Below are 17633 nucleotides of genomic sequence, written 5' to 3'. Positions count from 1 at the left end.
CGACGACGAGTTGAGCGAGCCGCAGCCGGGCGCGCGGGGTCAGGGCGGCGTTAGCGTGGGACACGAAGGCCTCCGGTGGGTGAAGCGGTTCCTAGACAGCTCCACTTCACAACCGGAGGCCTTCGTCTGTCAGCCAGACTCACCGCCCCCGGACGGGACAACCTCCCTGGACATCACAACTAGGCTTCGCCCATGGCGTCCCAGTCCGAACGACGGAACGCGGGGACACGGGGACCGGGCTCGACCCGCGACCGGGTCCTCGACGCGTACGAGACGCTGCTGATCGAGCAGGGCCCCGGCGGCGCGACCCTCGACGCGGTGGCGGCGGTGGCCGAGGTGTCCAAGGGCGGACTGCTCTACCACTTCAGCTCCAAGGAGGCGCTGGTCAGCGGCTTGCTGGCGCGGCTGCGCGAACGCAGCGCCCGCGACGCGGAGCTCATGCGCTCGGATGCGGCGGGCACCGTGGCCTACTACCTGCGCACCTCGGTGCCGGGCCACGAGTCGCCGGTCGGACTGACCCGCACCTACCTCGCGACCCTGCGCGTCGCCGACGGCAGCAGCTCCGGGGAGGCCGCCCGGACCGCGCTGGCCGACGTCGACGCCGACGGGCTCGCCGCACTGTCCGAGGAGATCGACGACCCGGTCCTGGCCTGGCTGGTGCAGCTCGTCGGGGACGGCCTCTACCTGCGCACCCTGACCGGCGCGCCGCTCACCGGCGGGGTCTCGACCGAGGAGCTCCTCAACACCCTGCGGACGCTGCTGGCAGCCCGTTCCCGGCCCGGGTGATCCCGTCGTGCACAGAACGCGTGGAACCGGTCGCGCGGGGTAGTCTCCTGTCCTGTACTCGCACGGGGAGGGGCCCACTGTGGAGGAAACCGGCGGCTATCTCGCGCTGGTCGTGGTCGGTGTCGCGATCACGGTCGGGGTCGGTCAGATCCTGCTGCGCACCGGGCAGCCGTTCCTGGAGGACGTCTTCCAGAGCAAGGAGACGTCGCACTCCATCAACCGACTGCTGGTGGTGCTGTTCCACCTGCTGACGCTCGGCGTGCTGGGGATGATCTCGGTCATCGACATCGACAGCATCACCGGCGTCCAGCAGATCGTGTTCAAGATCGGCGTCGTGCTGCTGGTCGTCGGGATCGCCTACGGCATCTCGATGCTCGTCCTGCTCCGCATCCGTGAGCGGCGTCGCCAGCAGAAGGTGTCGGCCGACATCGACCGCTCGATCGCCGAGCAGCGTCGCGGCGTCGGCCGGTTCCGGCGCGGCGCGAACACCGACGCTGAGGGCCGCACCCCGGCCGAACAGCCGGAGGACTGACCCCCGGGACCCCACCGGGTCTCAACCCGGGGCGCCGGGAAGACCGGTCACCGCATCGGCGAGACCGTCGCCGTCGAGGTCGGTCCAGAACTCCGGACCCCGCCCCGTCTCGACGACGAGGGTCTCCGCGACGCCGTCGCCGTCGCCGTCCCGGGCGGCCGGCCCGGACACCGGGACCGACCCCACGACACCGGACCGGGCCCGGGGCACCCGCACCCACCAGGGGACGGGCAGCGCCGCCGCGACCACCGCGCCCGCCAGCGCCGTGCTCCCGACCGGCACCCTGCTCCCGACCGGTGCCGTGTTCCCGACCGGCGCAGCGCTCCCCACCGGCACCGGCGGCTCAGTGCGCACGGGCCGGCTCCCCGGGGCGGTGCGACGCCCGCCGCGGCACGGCCGGGCCCGTCGACCACCGCTCCGCGGCCGCGATCCACGCCGCCAGCTCGCGGTCCGCGGCGGCGAGCACCGCGTCGCGCACCCGCCGGGCCAGCACCCGGTCGCGGGTCGAGCGCACCGCCCGCACCCGGGCCGCGACGAGTGCTCCCGCCAGCAGGACGAACCCGGACAGGGCGAGCGGTGCCCCGGGGCCCGCGGTCGGGAGCAGGCGCCCGACCGCCAGGAGGATCGAGAGCACCGACACCGCCGACCCGGACAGGGCCGCTCCGGACCATGCCCCGCGCTCCCGGCCCGGTGCGACGGCGAGCGCCCGGGCCGCCGCGGCGGTGAGAGCCCGACCACCCGACCGTGACGCACCGTGAGTGATCTGTGTCACTCTGACGCCCTGATGTCGTAGTGCGGTCGCGGCCGCACCGCGGCGCAGGACCGGTCCGCTGCGGCGCGCCCAGGCGTCGTCGAGGGTGCGGGCGGGACCGTCGAGCGCGGCCGTCCACCACCGGGGGTCGCCGGCCCGGCCCGCGCGCCGGACCGCGTGCGCCGCCAGGCCGTCGACCTGCGCCGACAGGGTCGCGAGAAGATCGACACGAATCTGGTCGAGCGCGGTGCGCAGTGGCGGCCCGATGCTGCCCGACGGTGGTTCCCGGTCCATGCGGCCAGTGTCGGGCGGGCCGCTCCGGGGCGGATCCGTAGGACTGCGCAGCGGACCCGGGTGATCGCCGTCCCCTTTCATGGGCAAGGGTGAACCGCAGCGTGGACACGGACGAATCAGCCGACCGGGGCAACCCCACGGGCTCGAGGGACGTCCACTGATCGGGCAATACCCAAGACGCCCGACACCAGAACCGCAACCGGACCGTGATCGCGTCGTTGGACGAGTAAGCGGACCTGTATGGAGGAAGTGTGAGCGCCGTTACGCCCGCCCGCCAGACCGTCACGCCCGATGCGAGCGCCCCCGCGCGCCCCGGGCGTCAGAACGGTGCCGGTGCCGGACAGTCGCCGTTCCCGGCGAGCCCTGCCCGACCCGGCGGGCGCGCTCCGCTGGCGTCGCAGCCGGAGGGTCCCGAGGGCTTCCGTCGCCCGCGGCCCCGCCCGGCTCCGCGCCGCAGCGCGAACCCGGCGGTGTCGGTGATCGTGCCGACCCGCAACGAGGCCCGGAACCTGGAGATCGTGCTGCCGGCCATCGCCGCGGTGCGGCCGGCCGTGCACGAGGTCATCGTCGTCGACGGCAACTCGACCGACAACACGGTCGCCGTCGCGCGACGCACGCTGCCCTGGGCACGCGTCATCACCCAGACCCGCAAGGGCAAGGGCAACGCGATGGCCTGCGGTTTCACCGCCGCGACCGGTGACGTCATCGTCATGTTCGACGCCGACGGCTCGGCCGACCCGAACGAGATCCCGGCATTCGTGAACGCGCTGGTCAAGGGCGCCGACTTCGCCAAGGGCAGCCGGTTCTGCAAGGGCGGTGGCTCGGACGACATCACGCTGCTGCGCAAGTCCGGCAACGCCGGGCTGAACACCGTCGCGAACCGGCTGTTCGGTACCAAGTACTCCGACCTCTGCTACGGCTACAACGCCTTCTGGGCCGACCTGCTGCCGCAGCTCGAGCTCCCGGACCCGGCGGCGCCGCAGCCCGAGGACGGCTCGATGCTCTGGGGCGACGGTTTCGAGATCGAGACCGTGCTGAACTGCCGCGTCGCCGCGGCCGACCTGACGATCACCGAGGTGCCGTCGGTCGAGCGGGAGCGCATGTTCGGCGAGACCAACCTGCGGACCTTCGCCGACGGCACCCGGGTGCTGCGTACCCTGATGGCCGAGCACCGTCGCATGGAGCAGCGCCGCAAGGCGTCCGGCTACGCCCGCTGACGCTGCTCGTACCGGCCGCCCCCGCCGGTCCGCAGCACCATGAGGAGCGATTGCACGTGAGCGCCCTGCCGACCGCCACCGTGGTCGTCTGCGTCTACACCGAGAAGCGTTGGTTCGACATCAAGGCCGCCGTCGACTCGGTTCTCGACCAGGACGTGACCCCGCTGGAGACGATCGTCGTCGTCGACCACAACGAGCGCCTGCGGGAGCGGGCCGAGCGCGAGTTCGGGCCGCTCGGGGTGGTGGTCGTCGCGAACGAGAAGAAGCAGGGCCTGTCCGGCGCCCGCAACACCGCGGTCGAGCTGGCCTCCGGCGAGGTCGTCGTCTTCCTCGACGACGACGCCGCGGCCCGCCCCGGCTGGCTGCGCGCGCTCCTCGCCCCGTACGAGGACCCGGACGTCATCGGCGTCGGCGGGGTCGCCCACCCGAAGTGGCCCGACGGGCGTCCGCGGACCCTGCCCGGTGCCGCCCCCGGGGACCCGAACGCCACCGGCGAGCTCGACTGGGTCGTCGGCTGCACCTACACCGGCCAGCCCACCGAGCGCGCGGAGATGCGCAACCTCATGGGCTGCAACATGTCCCTGCGCGCCGAGGTGTTCACCCGCGTCGGCGGGTTCGCCGAGGACATGGGCCGGATCGGCAAGAACCCGCTGGGCTGCGAGGAGACCGAGCTCTGCATCCGGGCCCGGCAGGCCTACGTCGCCGACGGCCGGAACCCGCGCATCCTGTTCGAGCCGCGCGCCGCCGTCGACCACCGGGTGTCCGACGACCGGGTCTCCTGGCGCTACCTGCTGCGCCGCGGCTGGGCCGAGGGCATCTCCAAGGCCGCGGTCTCCAAGGTCGTCGGGACCGGGGACTCGCTGTCCGCCGAGAGCAGCTACACGATGAAGGTGCTGCCCGCGGGCGTGATCCGCGAGGCGAGGGAGCGCAACGCCGCCTCCGCCGTCGCGATCGTCGCCTGCCTCGGCGTCACCACCGCGGGCTACGTCCGCGGCCGGCTGCCCGGCGCGACCGCCCACGTGCGGCTGCCCGCGGGCCGGAACACCGGTGCCTGACCGGGCCACCGCCCCGGAGACCCCGCACCCGCACGACACCCGGATCCGCTCCTACGTCCACCAGCGCGTCCGGCTCTCCGAGGGGCAGCAGTCCGCCTGGGACCGGCTGTGGTCGACGTGGGGCGCCGAGGTCGACGACGTCGTGGCGTCCGGGGTCTGGGACCCGGCGGCGATGTTCGGCCGGACCGCTCCGGTCGTGCTGGAGATCGGGTCCGGCATGGGCGAGACGACCGCGGCGCTCGCGACGGCCGAGCCGGAGATCGACCACGTCGCCGTCGAGGTCTTCGAGCCGGGCCTGGCCCAGCTGCTCATGCGGATCGAGCAGGGCGGCCTGACCAACCAGCGGCTGCTGCGCGGCGACGCCGTGGAGCTGCTCACCCGGGTCGTCCCGCCGGCCTCGCTGGACGGACTGCGCATCTTCTTCCCCGACCCGTGGCCCAAGCGGCGGCACCACAAGCGCCGGTTGATCCAGCCCGACTTCGCCGCGCTGGCCGCGTCGCGGCTGCGCCCGGGCGGCCTGCTGCACCTGGCGACCGACTGGCCGCACTACGCCGAGCAGATGCGCCGGGTGGTCTCCGCGGAGCCGTCGCTGCGCCCGGACGACCGCTTCCCGCTCCGGCCGGACGGCTGGCAGGACCGCCCGTCGTGGCGTCCGGTCACCAAGTTCGAGGACCGGGCCCGGCTGGACGGACGACCGGTTCGTGACCTGCTGTACATCGCCGACCACGCCCATGGTGCCGGTGACACACGGAGAGTGACCGACTACGGTCAGGAGCACCCCCGACCCGGATCCCCACCCGAGTGACCCCCGAAGGACGCCCGTGACGACGATGGAGCACGGCAAGAACTCGCACCCCGCTCCCGCGGCACCGAAGCGACCGGTCGACCGACCGGCCGGCTTCCGGCCGAGCCCGACGCCCCGCCCGATGACGGGCCCGCCGTCGGGCGCTCCGTCGGGTCCGGGTCAGGGCAGCGGCCAGGCGTCGGGGGAGTCCGCCGCGGAGCGGTCCGGACGGTCGGTGTCGATGGTCCCGCTGGTCGGACCGGTCGAGGGTCCCGCGCAGGCGACCACCGCGATGGCGCGGACGGGGGTGGAGGCGACGACGGTCGTCGACCGGCCCTGGATGCCCCCGACGGCGCCGTGGGAACAGGGCCCGGCCCGTGAGCAGGGTCCGGCCGAGTCCGCGTCCCCCCGGGGCGAGGCCCCGGCCGAGCGGGCAACGGTCGCCACGCCGCTGCCGGAGCGCGCGACCGTCGCGACCCCGGCCCCCGGGACGGTCCCGGCCCCCGGAGCACAGCGCCCGACCGCGGGACGCCGCGAGCACCTCCTCACCCGGATCGACGGCCCGGGCACCGCGACCACGGTCGTCCGCGTCACGCCGCCGGCGGAGAACCGCAGCGCGCCCCCGGCGGAAGCCACCGGCGGCTGCCCGGTCACCGGGCACGGGCGCTCCGGCGGCCATCCGCCGCCCCCCGGCGTCGCCGACGAGCGGGATCCCGCCCCGGTCGACCCGGCCGCGGCCGAGGAGTTCCTGCGCCAAGTGCACGCGGAGACCGAGCCGGGTGTCCCGCTGGCGGACCGGCTGCGCCAGGTCCGTGCCGAGATCGACCGGTCCGGCACCTACACCCACACCATGCACGAGCTGGTGTTCGGCGCCCGGGTGGCGTGGCGGAACTCCGCGCGCTGCATCGGGCGCCTGTACTGGCAGTCGCTGCAGGTCCGCGACCTGCGCCACCTGCACGACCCGGCCGACGTCGCGCAGGAGAGCGTCGGACACCTGCGCGCCGCCACCCGCGGCGGGAAGATCCGCTCGACGATGACGGTGTTCGCGCCGGACGCCCCGGGGCGTCCCGGCCCGCGGATCCGCAACGACCAGCTCGTCCGCTACGCCGGGCACCGCAACCCCGACGGCACCGTCACCGGGGACCCCGGACAGGCCGACTTCACCGACCACGTCGTCGGGATGGGGTGGCCGCGACCGCAGCCGGCGGGCCGGTTCGACGTGCTGCCGCTGCTGATCACCGGCCCGGACGGGCGGTCCCGGCTGTTCGACGTGCCGCCGGACGCCGTGCACGAGGTCCCGCTGCGCCACCCGGAGCACCCGTGGTTCGCCCGCCTCGGGCTGCGCTGGCACTCGGTGCCCGCCATCAGCAACATGCCGCTGGAGATCGGCGGGGTCGTGTACCCGGCCGCCCCGTTCAACGGCTGGTACCTCGACACCGAGGTCGGCGCCCGCAACCTCGCCGACACCGACCGGTACGACCTGCTGCCCGAGATCGCGAAGCGGCTCGGGCTCGACACCCGGTCGGTGCGCACGATGTGGCGGGACCGGGCGATGGTCGAGCTGGTCCGCGCGGTCACCCACTCCTTCGACGCCGACGGCGTCACCATGGCCGACCACCACAGCGAGGCCGAGCGCTTCATGACCTTCCTGGCGAAGGAGGAGGCCGCGGGACGGCGCTGCCCGGCCGACTGGAGCTGGATCGTGCCGCCGATGTCGGGCTCGCAGACCCCGGTCTTCCACCGCTACTACGACGAGCCCGACCCGGAGCTGCGGCCGGCGTTCCTGGAGCCGCACGGCCTGCGGCCCCGCGACGACCAGGGCTGATCCAGGGCTGATCCAGGCTGGTCAGGGCTGGTCGGGCCGGGCGGTGACCGGGCTCAGACCCGGCACCTGCCGGGTGCGCCCCCGGAACTCGGCGACGACCGTCCCGTCGGCGGTGCGGACGGTCACGTCGTAGAGCCCGGACCGGCCGCTCGCGGCGCGCTCGACGGCCTCGGCGGTGAGGGCGTCGTCCTCGCGCGCCGGGCGCAGGAACGCGATGTCGGCGCCACTGGCCAGCGCGGAGACGCCGTGGGAGTTGCTGGCGTAGGCCATCGCGGTGTCGGCGAGCAGGAACAGGTAACCGCCGTGGCAGACGCCGTGCCCGTTGACCTGGTCGGGGCGGACGGTCATCCGCGCCGTCGCCCGCCCGGGAGCGACCGCGACGACGTCGACGCCCGCCGAACGGCTCGCCCGGTCGCCCTCGCGCATGATCGCGGCGGTCCGGGCGGCGACCTGCTCCGGCTCGGCCGGTGGGTTCTCCATGGGGACAGTCTCACCCGCGTGGGCGCCGGGCCGGGCGGGCGGGGCGGCGACGGCTAGGCTCCCCGGCATGAGCAGCGGGACGGGGCAACACGGACGCGGCGTTCCGACGGGTCCGCAGGAGCGCGTGCTGCTGGTGTGGGACGCGCCGAACATGGACATGAGCCTCGGTTCGCTGCTCGGTGCCCGCCCCACCTCGGCCTACCGCCCGCGTTTCGACGCCGTCGGACGCTGGCTCCTGGACCTCGCCGGCCCCGAGGCCGAGGCCGAGGCGTGCGTGTTCACCAACGTCGCCCCGGGCAGCATCGACATCGTCCGGCCCTGGGTCGAGGCCCTGCGCAACGTGGGCTTCGCCGTCTTCGCCAAGCCGAAGACCAGCGACGACTCCGACGTCGACGACGACATGCTCGCCCACATCGGCATGCGCTCGGCCGAGGGCAGGCTGCGCCACGTCGTCGTCGCCTCGGGGGACGGGCGGGCGTTCCGGGAGCCGCTGGAGAAGCTCATCGAGGGCGGCACCGACGTCACGGTAATCGGCTTCCGCGAGTACGCCGGGTTCGCGCTGGCCTCGGAGACGCTGTCGTTCCTCGACCTCGAGGACATCGACGGCGTGTTCCGCGAGCCGCTGCCGCGCGTCTCGCTGGAGACCCTGCCCGACGAGGGCGCCTGGCTGCCGCCGTTCCGGTCGCTGCGCTCGCTGCTCGACCGCCGCTGACCCGGCACGACGACATGACGGTCCTCCAGCGGCTCACCGCGCCGGTCGCGCTGCCCTGCACGCCCGGCTTCCCGGTCGTCCGGGACGCGGTCCTCGACGTCGACGACACCGGCCGGATCGCGTTCTTCGGCGCGGCCGCGGACGCGCCGGCGACCGACGCCGGCGTGCGGCCGCTGCCCGGGCTGCTCCTGCCCGGCCTGGTCAACACGCACTGCCACACCCCGATGTCGCTGCTGCGCGGGATGGGTGGCGACCTGCCGCTGATGCGGTGGCTGACCGAGGTCATGTGGCCCGCGGAGGGTCTGCTGACCGAGGACGACGTGCACGCCGGGATGCTCGCGGGCTGCCTGGACCTGCTGCGGACCGGCTGCACCACCAGCGTCGAGATGTACTTCTTCACCGACGCACTGGCCGACGCCGTCCGCACCGCAGGGTCGCGGGCCGTGCTCACCCCGGGGATCATCGCCGCGCCCGGCTGGGACCGGCTCGGGACCTGGGAGCAGATGCGCGACGACGTCTCCGCCCGGATCGACGCGCACGGCCTCGTCCCCGACGACGACGGCCGGATCGAGCTCGGCTACGGCCCGCACTCGGCGTACACGCTGCCGCCCGGTGCCCTGGAGTCGGTCGCCGCGGCCGCCCGCGAGCGCGGGGCGCTGCTGCACACCCACGTCGCGGAGTCCCGCGGCGAGGACGCCCACGTCCGGGAGACCCACGGCTCGGTGCCGGCGATGCTCGACGCCGGCGGTGCGCTCGGCGGGCGGGTGCTGGCCGCGCACTCGGTGCACCTGTCCGACGACGACATCGCCGTCTACGCCCGGCACGGCGTCGCCGTCGCGCACTGTCCCGGCTCGAACGCGAAGCTCGCGGCGGGCACCGCCCGGCTGCTGGACCTGCGCCGGGCCGGGGTCCGGGTGGGGCTGGGCACCGACGGCCCCGCCTCCTGCGACGACCTGGACCTCTGGCACCAGGCGCGGCTGGCCGGGCTGCTGGCGCGGGTCGGGGCCGACGACGCCGCCGCCCTCACCGCCGCCGACATGCTGCTCATGGGCACCGCGGACGCCGCGCACGCGATCGGCCGCGACGACCTCGGCGCGCTGGAGACCGGGCGGCGGGCGGACGTGGTCCACATCGACACCGACGACTCCGCGTTCGTCGCGCCCACCGACGACGCCCAGCTCGTGTCGAACCTGGTGTGGGCGGGCGGCTCCCGCCTCGTCCACGACGTGTGGGTGGGCGGCGAGCAGGTCGTCGACGCGGGCGAGCCGACCCTGGCCGACCGCCGCGCGTCGCTCGCCGCGGTGCGGTCGATCTCCGCGCGGCTGCGCGAGCAGCTCTGAGCGGTACCGCCACCGTCAGCGGCCGAGTACCGCCGCGAGGTGCGGGTCGGTGAACCGGCGGTCGGGGTCGAACCGGTCGCGGACGGCCCGGAACGCCTCCCACCCCGGGTAGGCGACGGCGAGCTCGTCCGGTCCCCAGGCGTGCCGGGTGGTCCAGCACGGCCGCCCGTCGGCGTCCTCGCAGACCGCACCCGCGAGCCGGCGGACCGGCTCCTCCGCGGGTCCGCGGGTCCGCAGCCGCAGGTAGGCGGTGTCCCGGCCGGACGCCGGGTGCAGCAGGCCGGTCTCGGCCCGGCCGGTGCGCACCCGCACCGGCCGCAGCTCCCGCCCCCGCGCGGCGACGGCGGCCCCCAGCTCGCGCAGGACGGTCCCGAGAGCGGCACGCGGCACGGCCCACTCGGACAGGTCCGGGTCCCACGGCTGCGGGTCCGGCAGGACCTCGTGCGGCGGCCCTGCCGTGCCGGGCGCCCAGCGCTGCGGCGGCGGCCACCCGGACCGCAGACCCACCCCGGAGGACCACCACGACGACGCCAGCCGCGACACCGCCTGTCCCCAGCCGGCGCGCTCGACCGGACCGGTCGCCTCGGGCTCCGGCTCGGCCCAGCGCAGCACCGCGGACCCGGCGTGCACCGACGGGCTGATCGCGATGTCGCACTCGGTCCAGGCGTGCTCGACGAGCAGGTCCTCGCCGAGCACCTCGTCGATGCCGACGGCGCGCTCGTGCACCTGCAGCCGGGTGAGCGGGACGGTGCGGAGCTCCAGCGCGGTCGCGATGCCGAGCGCACCGAGCCCGCAGCGGGCGGCATCGAGATCGGGCCCGGTGACGTCGCGGACGGTGCCGCGGCCGTCGACCAGCCGGACGGCGCGGACCTGGTCGGACAGCGAGCCCTCGGCGTGGGCGCCGCCGTACATGCCCAGCCCGGTGGCGCCGCCGATGGTGGCGCGGGGCGCGTCGGGCACGGTGGCCAGTGCCCGGCCGGCGGCGGCGAGGGCGACGCAGAGGTCCGCGACGGTCTCCCCGGCCCGCACCCGCACGGTGTCCTCGCCGATCTCGACGACGCCGGTCAGCGCGGACACGTCGAGCAGCACGTCCTCGGTGCGGACGAGGGGCCCCGGGGCGCGCCCACCGGCGCCGGTGGGCCGGACGGTGGCGCCTCGCTCCGCGGCCCGTCGCACGGCCGTCACGACGCCGGCCTCGTCGAGCGGGCGGTCGGTGCGCCGGGGGCCGGTCGCGGCGGGATCGGTGCTCATCCCTCGCAGGGTAGAACGCCGGGGGTCACCGTGCGGAACGATTCGTGCACGCGTCGCGGTGCGTCGTACGACCGTCCGGTGGGGCAGTGGTGAGCGCGGTGACGGGTGTGCCGGATGGGACGACGGAAGCTGCGGCGAATGCCCTCTTGTGACCCGGACGGCCGCCCGATACGGTCACACTCCGTGGTGATCATGTCGCCACGCGAGTCCGGGACGAGGATGTCCTGCGCTCGGCCCCGTCGTTCTGCCCGGAACCGCGCTCCCCACGGCTCCGGTCGGCTCCGACGGCGTCACCGGCGTCGCGCGCGCCGCGCCGGTGGCCTCCGCACGCGCGAGGGCCGGGTCGGTGGTCGGCTCCCTCCGACCATCGCCCCGGCCCTCGCCTTGCGTGCTGACGACCCAGCTCCCCAGCCGGTCGTCACCTCATCCCGCGGTCCCAAGGTGCGTCCGCGGGATGTTCTGGTGCGTCCTCGGCGCTCCCGGTCCCCACCGGTCCTGCCGTGCGGCCGCACGCCCGTGGCGTGCGACTACTCCCCGGGACGCGCCGGGGGTGTCGTGGTTGCCTCGTGTGCCGATCCGATCCCGATCCGGTGCCGAACGGCCGTACCGCGCTGCCCGTACCGGAGGAACGGCCGGACCGGACGGCCCGCGGTCCGCCGCTCAGGCCGAGCGGGTCAGCCGGTGCCGCCCGGCACCGCCCAGCAGGTCGGCGATCGCCGCCCGGTCCGCGGCACGCTCGATGTCGCGACGGCGGCGCAGCATCGCCATGGCGGCGTCACCCGGTGCGTTCCAGGCGCTGTCGCCCTGCTCCCGGGGCGCGTGGCCGGCCGGCTGCGCCGGGACCGGGGCGGGCTCGGAGTGGAACGCGGCGACCGTGTCGCCGGTCGGCCGGACTGCGCCACCGCGGCGGGTCGTGCGGACGGTGTCGCGGTGCACGCGGCGCACGGCGTTGCCGGCGTCCCCGCTCCGCCGGCCGTCCCGCCAGCCCCCGACCGTGAGGGCGTGGAAGATCGGGGTCTCCTCCTGGATCTCCTCGTGCGACTCGTGCCGACCGGGGAACGGCCAGCTCTCCTGCGCGGCGCGTCGCGCCCGGATCGACGACTCGAGGCCACCCGCAGCGCTGTCGAACTCGTACACCCGCCGTACCTCCTGCTCGCCTGAGATGTGAGGACCCACGGCCTGGTCCGTATCGCGTACATCTCGTACCGCCGTTCAGCCCACTCACCCGGTCAACGGGTGACACCTGAGTGGGGAAACGGGGGTGACAGTTCTCGTGGCGAGGTCCCCTCGTACGAGTGGCACGACCCGTCGGAGACTCTCCGTGTTGTCTACGGCGAGTGTTCATCCGGACTCCTCCTGGAGCAGTCGGTAGCCACGGTCCGGGTTTCGGAGCGTCGGCGGATGTCGGCGACAGACTCTCGCAACGGCCCCGATGGCCGCGATTCGGCACGTCGTGGCCACCATGCGGCGGTGAGTGACCACCTCACCACTCCGTCGTGCCGAGTCCGGTCTGCGGTGTGTCGACTACACGGGTGTAATTCGACGGAGAGTGACAGATCGGCGTGCGCGCTGCTCCGTCCGACCCGATGCTGGGCCGACCGGGGTGGGGTGCGCGGAGGGCCGGGCCGTCACCTGTGCGTGCGCCGCGCCGCACCGGCCGGTCCGCCGTACCGTCCGTGCCATGACGGAGCGGACCGGGCGGCCCGCCGCTCCTGCCGGGGGCGGCATCCCGCGCCCACGGCACGACGACGACCCTGCCCATGGCACACCTCGCGACGACACCGTGGACCTCCAGGGTCCCGGTGCCTCCCGCACCCACGACGCCACAGCCCACCCCGACGACACGCACCCCGACGGCACCGCCGAGCACCACCGCGCCGCCCTCTCCGACTCCGGGACCGGGTCGCACCTCGCGGACCCGGTGGCGCGGGCCGCCGGACCACGCCACCGCCCCACCCCGCAGGCGGAGATCCCGCGCCCGCTGCGGATCGCCTCCGAGGCCGTCGGCCGGATGCTCGTCATCGCCGCCGGGCTCGCGCTGCTGGTGTTCCTGGTGATCGAGCTGCGGGTGATCGTCGTCCCGATGGCGATCGCGGTGCTGCTGACCGCGCTGCTCGCCCCGCTGGTCCGGTGGCTGCACGAACGGCGGGTGCCCCGCGGCATCGCGACGGCGCTGGTCATGGTCGGCGGCCTGGCCGCGCTCGGCGGGCTGCTGACCGCCGTCGTCAGCACCCTGGTCGACGGCACCTCGCAGGTCGTCGCGGAGGTCACCGACAACGTCGGCTCCCTGCAGGGGCTCGCCGACGCGACGCCGTTCCGGATCGACGTCGGCGTTCTCGGCGACCAGGTGCTGCAGGCGGTGCGCGACAACCAGCAGACGCTGACCTCCGGCGCGGTGACGACCGCCGCGACCGTCGGGGAGATCCTCGCCGGGTTCGCGCTCTGCCTGTTCGCACTGATCTTCATGCTCTACGACGGCCGTCGCATCTGGGGCTTCGTCCGGCTGCTCGCCCCGCGGGCCCGCCGGTCGCGGGTCGACGTCGCCGCCCGGCGGGGGTTCGCCTCGCTCGTCGGCTACGTGCGGGCGACGGTGCTGGTCGCCGTCGTCGACGCACTCGGGATCGGCCTGGGCCTGTGGGCGACGGGGGTGCCGTTCGTGCTGCCGCTGGCCGCGCTGGTGTTCCTCGGCGCGTTCGTGCCGGTCATCGGGGCGGTGCTGACCGGCGCCGTCGCCGTGCTGGTCGCGCTGGCGACCGAGGGACCGGTGACCGCACTGATCGTGCTCGGTGTCGTGCTGGCCGTGCAGCAGCTGGAGAGCCACGTGCTGCAACCGCTGCTGATGGGCCGGGCGGTCCGTCTGCACCCGCTGGCGGTGGCGCTCGGCGTCGCGGTCGGGGTGGTCGTCGCCGGGATCGCCGGCGCGCTGCTCGCCGTCCCGCTGCTGGCCGTGCTCACCGCCGCGGTGCGGTCCCTGGTCGCGTCGCGCGAGGTCGCGCCGCGGGCGGTGGACCCGTTGCGCCCCCGCGAGGCGAACCCACCGCCCGCCCTGCCCGGCTGAGCGGCACGCCCTGCCGCACAGGGCCTGCGGTGGGACGATCGCGACGTGCGTTATCTCGTGACGGGTGCGACCGGCTACATCGGTGGGCGGCTCGCGCCCCGGCTGCTGGGCCGCGGTCCCGAGCCCGACCTCGTCCCGGATACGTCCGCGGGCCCGGTCCACGTGCGCTGCCTGGTCCGCAACCCGGACAAGCTCGCCGACGTGCCGTGGGCCGCCGAGGCGGAGATCGTGCAGGGCGACCTGCTCGACCCGGACAGCGTCCGCGCGGCCTGCGAGGACGTCGACGTCGTCTACTTCCTCGTGCACTCGCTGTCGGACTCCGACTTCGCGGCGACCGACCGGCGCGCCGCGCTGATCCTCGGTGAGGCGGCGCGGGCGGCCGGCGTGCGACGGATCGTCTACCTGGGCGGACTGCACCCGGACACGCCGTCCGGCGGGCTGTCGGCGCACCTGGCGTCGCGGGTGGAGGTCGGCGAGACGCTGCTGCGCTCCGGGGTGCCGACGGTCGTGCTGCAGGCCGCGGTGATCCTCGGCTCCGGGTCCGCCAGCTTCGAGATGCTGCGCTACCTCACCGAACGACTGCCGCTGATGATCACGCCGCGCTGGGTGCGGAACCGGATCCAGCCGATCGCGGTGCGCGACGTGCTGCGGTACCTCATCCGGGTCGCCGAGATCGACGCCCCGGACGCCGAGCTGAACCGCACGTTCGACATCGGCGGCCCGGAGATCCTCACCTACTACGACATGATGCAGCGCTACGCCCGCGTCGCCGGGCTGCCGCGACGCCGGGTGGTCCCGGTGCCGGTGCTGACGCCGTCGCTGTCGGCGCACTGGATCAACATCGTCACCCCCGTGCCGAAGTCGATCGCCACGCCGCTCATCGAGTCGCTGGTGCACGAGGTCGTCTGCACCGAGGACGACATCGAGCGCTGGGTGCCGGACCCGCCGGAGGGCCTGATCAGCTACGACCGGGCCGTCGAGCTGGCTCTGTCCCGCATCACCGACGGCGAGGTGGAGACCCGCTGGTCCGGCGCGACCGTGGAGAACGTGCCGTCCGACCCGCTGCCGAGCGACCCGGACTGGGCCGGCGGCGACGTCTACCTCGACGAGCGCGAGCAGCCCTGCAACGCGACCCCGGAACGGCTGTGGACGGTCATCGAGGGCATCGGCGGCGAGCGCGGCTGGTACTCGTTCCCGCTGGCCTGGTCGGTGCGCGGCTGGATGGACCGCGCGGTCGGCGGCGTCGGGCTGTCCCGCGGCCGTCGCGACCCGCACGACCTGCGCACCGGCGACGCGCTGGACTGGTGGCGGGTGGAACGGATGATCGAGCCCGGTGGGCCCCGCCCGGCCGGCAGCGACTGCGGCCCCGAGGAGGGGCTGCTGCGGCTGCGCGCGGAGATGAAGGTGCCCGGCCGGGCCTGGCTGGAGATGTCGGTGCGCCCGCGTCCGGGCGGGTCGGTCTACCACCAGCGCGCGGTGTTCATCCCGCACGGCCTGGCCGGCTACCTGTACTGGTGGTCGGTCGCGCCGTTCCACGGGATCGTGTTCGGCGGGATGGTCCGCAACATCACCCGCACCGCCGAGCGCGACGACGACGGCGGCCCCGCCCCGGCGAGCCGCCGTCCGGGCTGGCTGCGGTCCCGCCCGCAGCGCGACCGGGCGGCCTGACCCGCTCCGGTCCGGGACCCCGACCGGCGCCGCCGGCTCCGGTCCCGCCCGGTTCGGCCCCGGGAGGGCGGTGTCGGCCGCACCCGCCCCGGGAGGGTGGTGTCAGCCGCGGTCGGGGCTCTGGAGGGCGGCGCGCAGCACGGCGGACTCGCGCTCGGTCACCGAGCGCGCGAAGTGCAGGAGGACCGCCTCGGTGTCGCCCGGACCGTCGAGCAGGTCGCGCAGGGCACGCGCGGTCTCCTCCTCGCGGCTCGCGGCCGGCGTGTAGAGGTAGGCGCGGCCCTCCAGCTCACGCCGCACCCAGCCCTTGCGGTGCAGGTTGTCGAGTCGACCACGCATGTCGCCTCCCCGGTCCGAGGGTAACCGCAACCCCCCATGCTCCCCCGATCGGTGACCGCGCCTCGGCGGTCGGACGCTGCGTACACGGGTCCACCACCGCGTACACGGCGCGGCCCCGGGCCGAGCACGACCGTGCCCACGCACCGCAACGGTCTCGGCACCACGTACCCGGCGGCGGGTCCTCGATCGGCAGACCCGCTCGTCGCGGGCGTGCCGGTCGCGACAACAGGTACGGCGCCCGACTGCCCGCTGTGCACTCGATCGGAGCAACGCGGACTCGCGCTGCGTCACCGGGACCGGGGCCGCTCGTTGTCACCTCCGGTACCGCAACCGCAGCCCACCGCGCGCCCGGCGCACGCGGTGACCGGACCCGAGGGAGGTCGAGTGGACGTCGTACGGACCGTGGTGCCCGGCGCGCTGCTGCTCGACCCGACCGCGACCGGCGCCTCCGGACCGGACCTCGCCCCCTTCACCGTGCGACGACGGCGCCGCCCGGCCCAGGACGCCGTACTCGGCCTGTTCGGCCACCCCGGCGACGCAATGCTGCTCGGCGTCCCCCGCGGCAGCGGCTACGCCGTCGTCATCGACGCCCGGCCCGACGGCGGCACCTTCGGCCGGCTCGCCGTCGCCCTGCTCGAGGGCCCGCAACGGCTGCTCGTCCCGCCGGGCTGCCTCTACGGCGTCCAGTCCGTCGCGGGCGGGACCGTCGTCGAGCTCCGCAGTGTCACCCGGCTCCCGCGGCGGGAGCGCTTCGACGTCGACCCGGACGACCCGGACCTCGCGGTCCGCTGGCTGCGCCCCCGCCCGTCCCGGACACCGGGAACCGCGCGGTCCTGGGCCGCCCTGATCGCCCGCCTCGGAGCCCCCGCAGGCCCCCGCCGGGACCTCGTCTCCCTCTGGTGACCCCGGGCGCCGCCCCCCGGTGTGAGGACGGGCGCATGTGAGCCGGTCGGCCCGGTCGCCGAGATCACGAATCGGTCACGTAACGTCGTACCAGGCCGGATCGACGACGCCCCGTGCCGGACGGCGGCACGACCGTGTCTGCCGGGACGCAGACGCGAGGGGTTGCCGGGGTGCTGAGCGAGCGTGAGAACCGTCGGCTGCACGAGATCGAGGTGCAGCTCCGCCGGACCGACCCGCGACTGGTCCGCCGGTTCTCCGCGCTGAACACCGCGCTGAACGCCCCGGCCCGGCACGGCGGACGGCTGCTCGCCGGGTTCGCCCGCGACCGGCGCACCGTGCACGGCTCGGGGCCGTTCCCGACGATGCTGCTCGGGATCGCGCTGGTCGTACTGCTGCTCGGCGCCGTGCTGGTGAGCGTGCCGGTCGTCGTCGCAGGGATCGTCGTGGCCGCCCTCGCGCTGGCCGTCGCGGCCACCACGGGTCCGCAGGCGCGGCCCGGCACCGCCTGACCGGCCCACCCGCACGTACCGGGCCGGGACGCGCGCCGCGTCCCGCCCGGCCTCAGCCGTGGGCGAGGTCGGAGAACCGGCTGTAGTGCAGCTGGTGGGCGACGGTGATCGTCGTGGTCGGGCCGTTAC

At 75.1% G+C, this 17633-nt stretch carries 16 protein-coding genes and 2 pseudogenes; 12 read left to right on the top strand and 6 right to left on the bottom strand.

Translation table 11 applies throughout. The annotated features are described in order from the left end of the window. Positions 1-192: 192 nt before the first annotated feature. Together FVA95_RS24615 and FVA95_RS24610 are read left to right on the top strand one after the other, a co-directional pair. Complete coding sequence (locus FVA95_RS24615) at positions 193-786, top strand: TetR/AcrR family transcriptional regulator (RefSeq protein WP_149666268.1); 594 nt, start codon at positions 193-195, stop codon at positions 784-786. 79 nt (positions 787-865) lie between these two features. After that, a complete protein-coding gene (locus FVA95_RS24610; RefSeq protein ID WP_149666267.1) occupies positions 866-1318 on the top strand; it encodes a hypothetical protein in 453 nt (150 codons plus the stop codon). Positions 1319-1339: 21 nt separating this feature from the next. Here FVA95_RS24610 and FVA95_RS32215 read toward each other — a convergent pair whose 3' ends face one another. Continuing rightward, complete coding sequence (locus tag FVA95_RS32215) at positions 1340-1672, bottom strand: DUF6802 family protein (protein WP_161992425.1); 333 nt, start codon at positions 1670-1672, stop codon at positions 1340-1342. Next, on the bottom strand, positions 1662-2363 hold the full coding sequence (locus FVA95_RS24600) for a hypothetical protein (RefSeq protein ID WP_149666266.1): 702 nt from the start codon (positions 2361-2363) through the stop codon (positions 1662-1664). The genes FVA95_RS32215 and FVA95_RS24600 overlap by 11 nt, the downstream gene beginning before the upstream one ends. Positions 2364-2614: 251 nt before the next feature. On the opposite strand from FVA95_RS24600, the gene FVA95_RS24595 reads away from it, so the two are divergent. From FVA95_RS24595 to FVA95_RS24580, 4 genes and pseudogenes are all read left to right on the top strand, one after another. Next, positions 2615-3580 carry a glycosyltransferase family 2 protein gene (locus FVA95_RS24595; protein WP_226361483.1) on the top strand — a complete coding sequence of 322 codons (966 nt, stop codon included), beginning with the start codon at positions 2615-2617 and terminating at the stop codon, positions 3578-3580. Positions 3581-3636: 56 nt separating this feature from the next. After that, positions 3637-4635: a glycosyltransferase family 2 protein gene (locus tag FVA95_RS24590; RefSeq protein WP_205015972.1), complete on the top strand. Its 999-nt coding sequence runs from the start codon at positions 3637-3639 to the stop codon at positions 4633-4635. Continuing rightward, positions 4628-5440: a tRNA (guanosine(46)-N7)-methyltransferase TrmB gene (gene trmB / locus FVA95_RS24585; protein ID WP_149666264.1), complete on the top strand. Its 813-nt coding sequence runs from the start codon at positions 4628-4630 to the stop codon at positions 5438-5440. The genes FVA95_RS24590 and trmB overlap by 8 nt, the downstream gene beginning before the upstream one ends. Before the next feature lie 691 nt (positions 5441-6131). Continuing rightward, positions 6132-7244, top strand: a pseudogene (locus FVA95_RS24580) (nitric oxide synthase oxygenase); the annotation flags it as partial. Positions 7245-7265: 21 nt separating this feature from the next. Here the strand turns inward: FVA95_RS24580 and paaI are convergent. Next, on the bottom strand, positions 7266-7724 hold the full coding sequence (gene paaI, locus FVA95_RS24575) for a hydroxyphenylacetyl-CoA thioesterase PaaI (protein WP_149666263.1): 459 nt from the start codon (positions 7722-7724) through the stop codon (positions 7266-7268). A 67-nt stretch (positions 7725-7791) separates the two neighbouring features. Between paaI and FVA95_RS24570 the strand changes: the two genes are divergently transcribed. After that, on the top strand, positions 7792-8436 hold the full coding sequence (locus FVA95_RS24570) for an NYN domain-containing protein (protein ID WP_043277127.1): 645 nt from the start codon (positions 7792-7794) through the stop codon (positions 8434-8436). A 14-nt stretch (positions 8437-8450) separates the two neighbouring features. Continuing rightward, positions 8451-9776 carry an amidohydrolase family protein gene (locus tag FVA95_RS24565; protein WP_149666262.1) on the top strand — a complete coding sequence of 442 codons (1326 nt, stop codon included), beginning with the start codon at positions 8451-8453 and terminating at the stop codon, positions 9774-9776. Positions 9777-9791: 15 nt separating this feature from the next. On the opposite strand, the gene FVA95_RS24560 is transcribed toward FVA95_RS24565, so the two are convergent. Further along, entirely contained in the window at positions 9792-11027 is a 1236-nt protein-coding gene (locus FVA95_RS24560; RefSeq protein ID WP_149666261.1) for a D-arabinono-1,4-lactone oxidase, read from the bottom strand. 660 nt (positions 11028-11687) lie between these two features. Next, positions 11688-12164 carry a hypothetical protein gene (locus FVA95_RS24555; RefSeq protein WP_149666260.1) on the bottom strand — a complete coding sequence of 159 codons (477 nt, stop codon included), beginning with the start codon at positions 12162-12164 and terminating at the stop codon, positions 11688-11690. A 544-nt stretch (positions 12165-12708) separates the two neighbouring features. On the opposite strand from FVA95_RS24555, the gene FVA95_RS24550 reads away from it, so the two are divergent. Both FVA95_RS24550 and FVA95_RS24545 read left to right on the top strand, forming a co-directional pair. Then, positions 12709-14085 carry an AI-2E family transporter gene (locus FVA95_RS24550; RefSeq protein WP_193564414.1) on the top strand — a complete coding sequence of 459 codons (1377 nt, stop codon included), beginning with the start codon at positions 12709-12711 and terminating at the stop codon, positions 14083-14085. Positions 14086-14130: 45 nt separating this feature from the next. After that, positions 14131-15753, top strand: coding sequence for an SDR family oxidoreductase (locus tag FVA95_RS24545; protein WP_149666259.1), 1623 nt, complete (start codon positions 14131-14133; stop codon positions 15751-15753). A gap of 102 nt (positions 15754-15855) precedes the next feature. Here FVA95_RS24545 and FVA95_RS24540 read toward each other — a convergent pair. Further along, positions 15856-16080: pseudogene (locus FVA95_RS24540) on the bottom strand (BlaI/MecI/CopY family transcriptional regulator); the annotation flags it as partial. A gap of 396 nt (positions 16081-16476) precedes the next feature. On the opposite strand from FVA95_RS24540, the gene FVA95_RS31010 reads away from it, so the two are divergent. Both FVA95_RS31010 and FVA95_RS24530 read left to right on the top strand, forming a co-directional pair. Beyond that, entirely contained in the window at positions 16477-16995 is a 519-nt protein-coding gene (locus tag FVA95_RS31010; protein ID WP_161992424.1) for a dTDP-4-dehydrorhamnose 3,5-epimerase family protein, read from the top strand. A gap of 170 nt (positions 16996-17165) precedes the next feature. After that, positions 17166-17504, top strand: a complete 339-nt coding sequence (locus FVA95_RS24530) for a DUF3040 domain-containing protein (RefSeq protein WP_161992423.1) — start codon at positions 17166-17168, stop codon at positions 17502-17504. Positions 17505-17633: the final 129 nt, after the last annotated feature.

Origin of the sequence: Pseudonocardia sp. EV170527-09, assembly GCF_008369905.1 — a bacterium.
Lineage (GTDB): Bacteria > Actinomycetota > Actinomycetes > Mycobacteriales > Pseudonocardiaceae > Pseudonocardia.
This window is presented reverse-complemented; position numbering and strand designations above follow the sequence as displayed.

Bases quoted from the DNA above. Each gene is read 5' to 3' on its own strand.
- FVA95_RS24570 (WP_043277127.1), top strand. From the start codon at position 7,792: ATGAGCAGCGGGACGGGGCAACACGGACGCGGCGTTCCGACGGGTCCG.
- FVA95_RS24550 (WP_193564414.1), top strand. From the start codon at position 12,709: ATGACGGAGCGGACCGGGCGGCCCGCCGCTCCTGCCGGGGGCGGCATC.
- FVA95_RS24560 (WP_149666261.1), bottom strand. From the start codon at position 11,027: ATGAGCACCGATCCCGCCGCGACCGGCCCCCGGCGCACCGACCGCCCG.
- paaI (WP_149666263.1), bottom strand. From the start codon at position 7,724: ATGGAGAACCCACCGGCCGAGCCGGAGCAGGTCGCCGCCCGGACCGCC.
- FVA95_RS24600 (WP_149666266.1), bottom strand. From the start codon at position 2,363: ATGGACCGGGAACCACCGTCGGGCAGCATCGGGCCGCCACTGCGCACC.
- FVA95_RS24615 (WP_149666268.1), top strand. From the start codon at position 193: ATGGCGTCCCAGTCCGAACGACGGAACGCGGGGACACGGGGACCGGGC.
- FVA95_RS24565 (WP_149666262.1), top strand. From the start codon at position 8,451: ATGACGGTCCTCCAGCGGCTCACCGCGCCGGTCGCGCTGCCCTGCACG.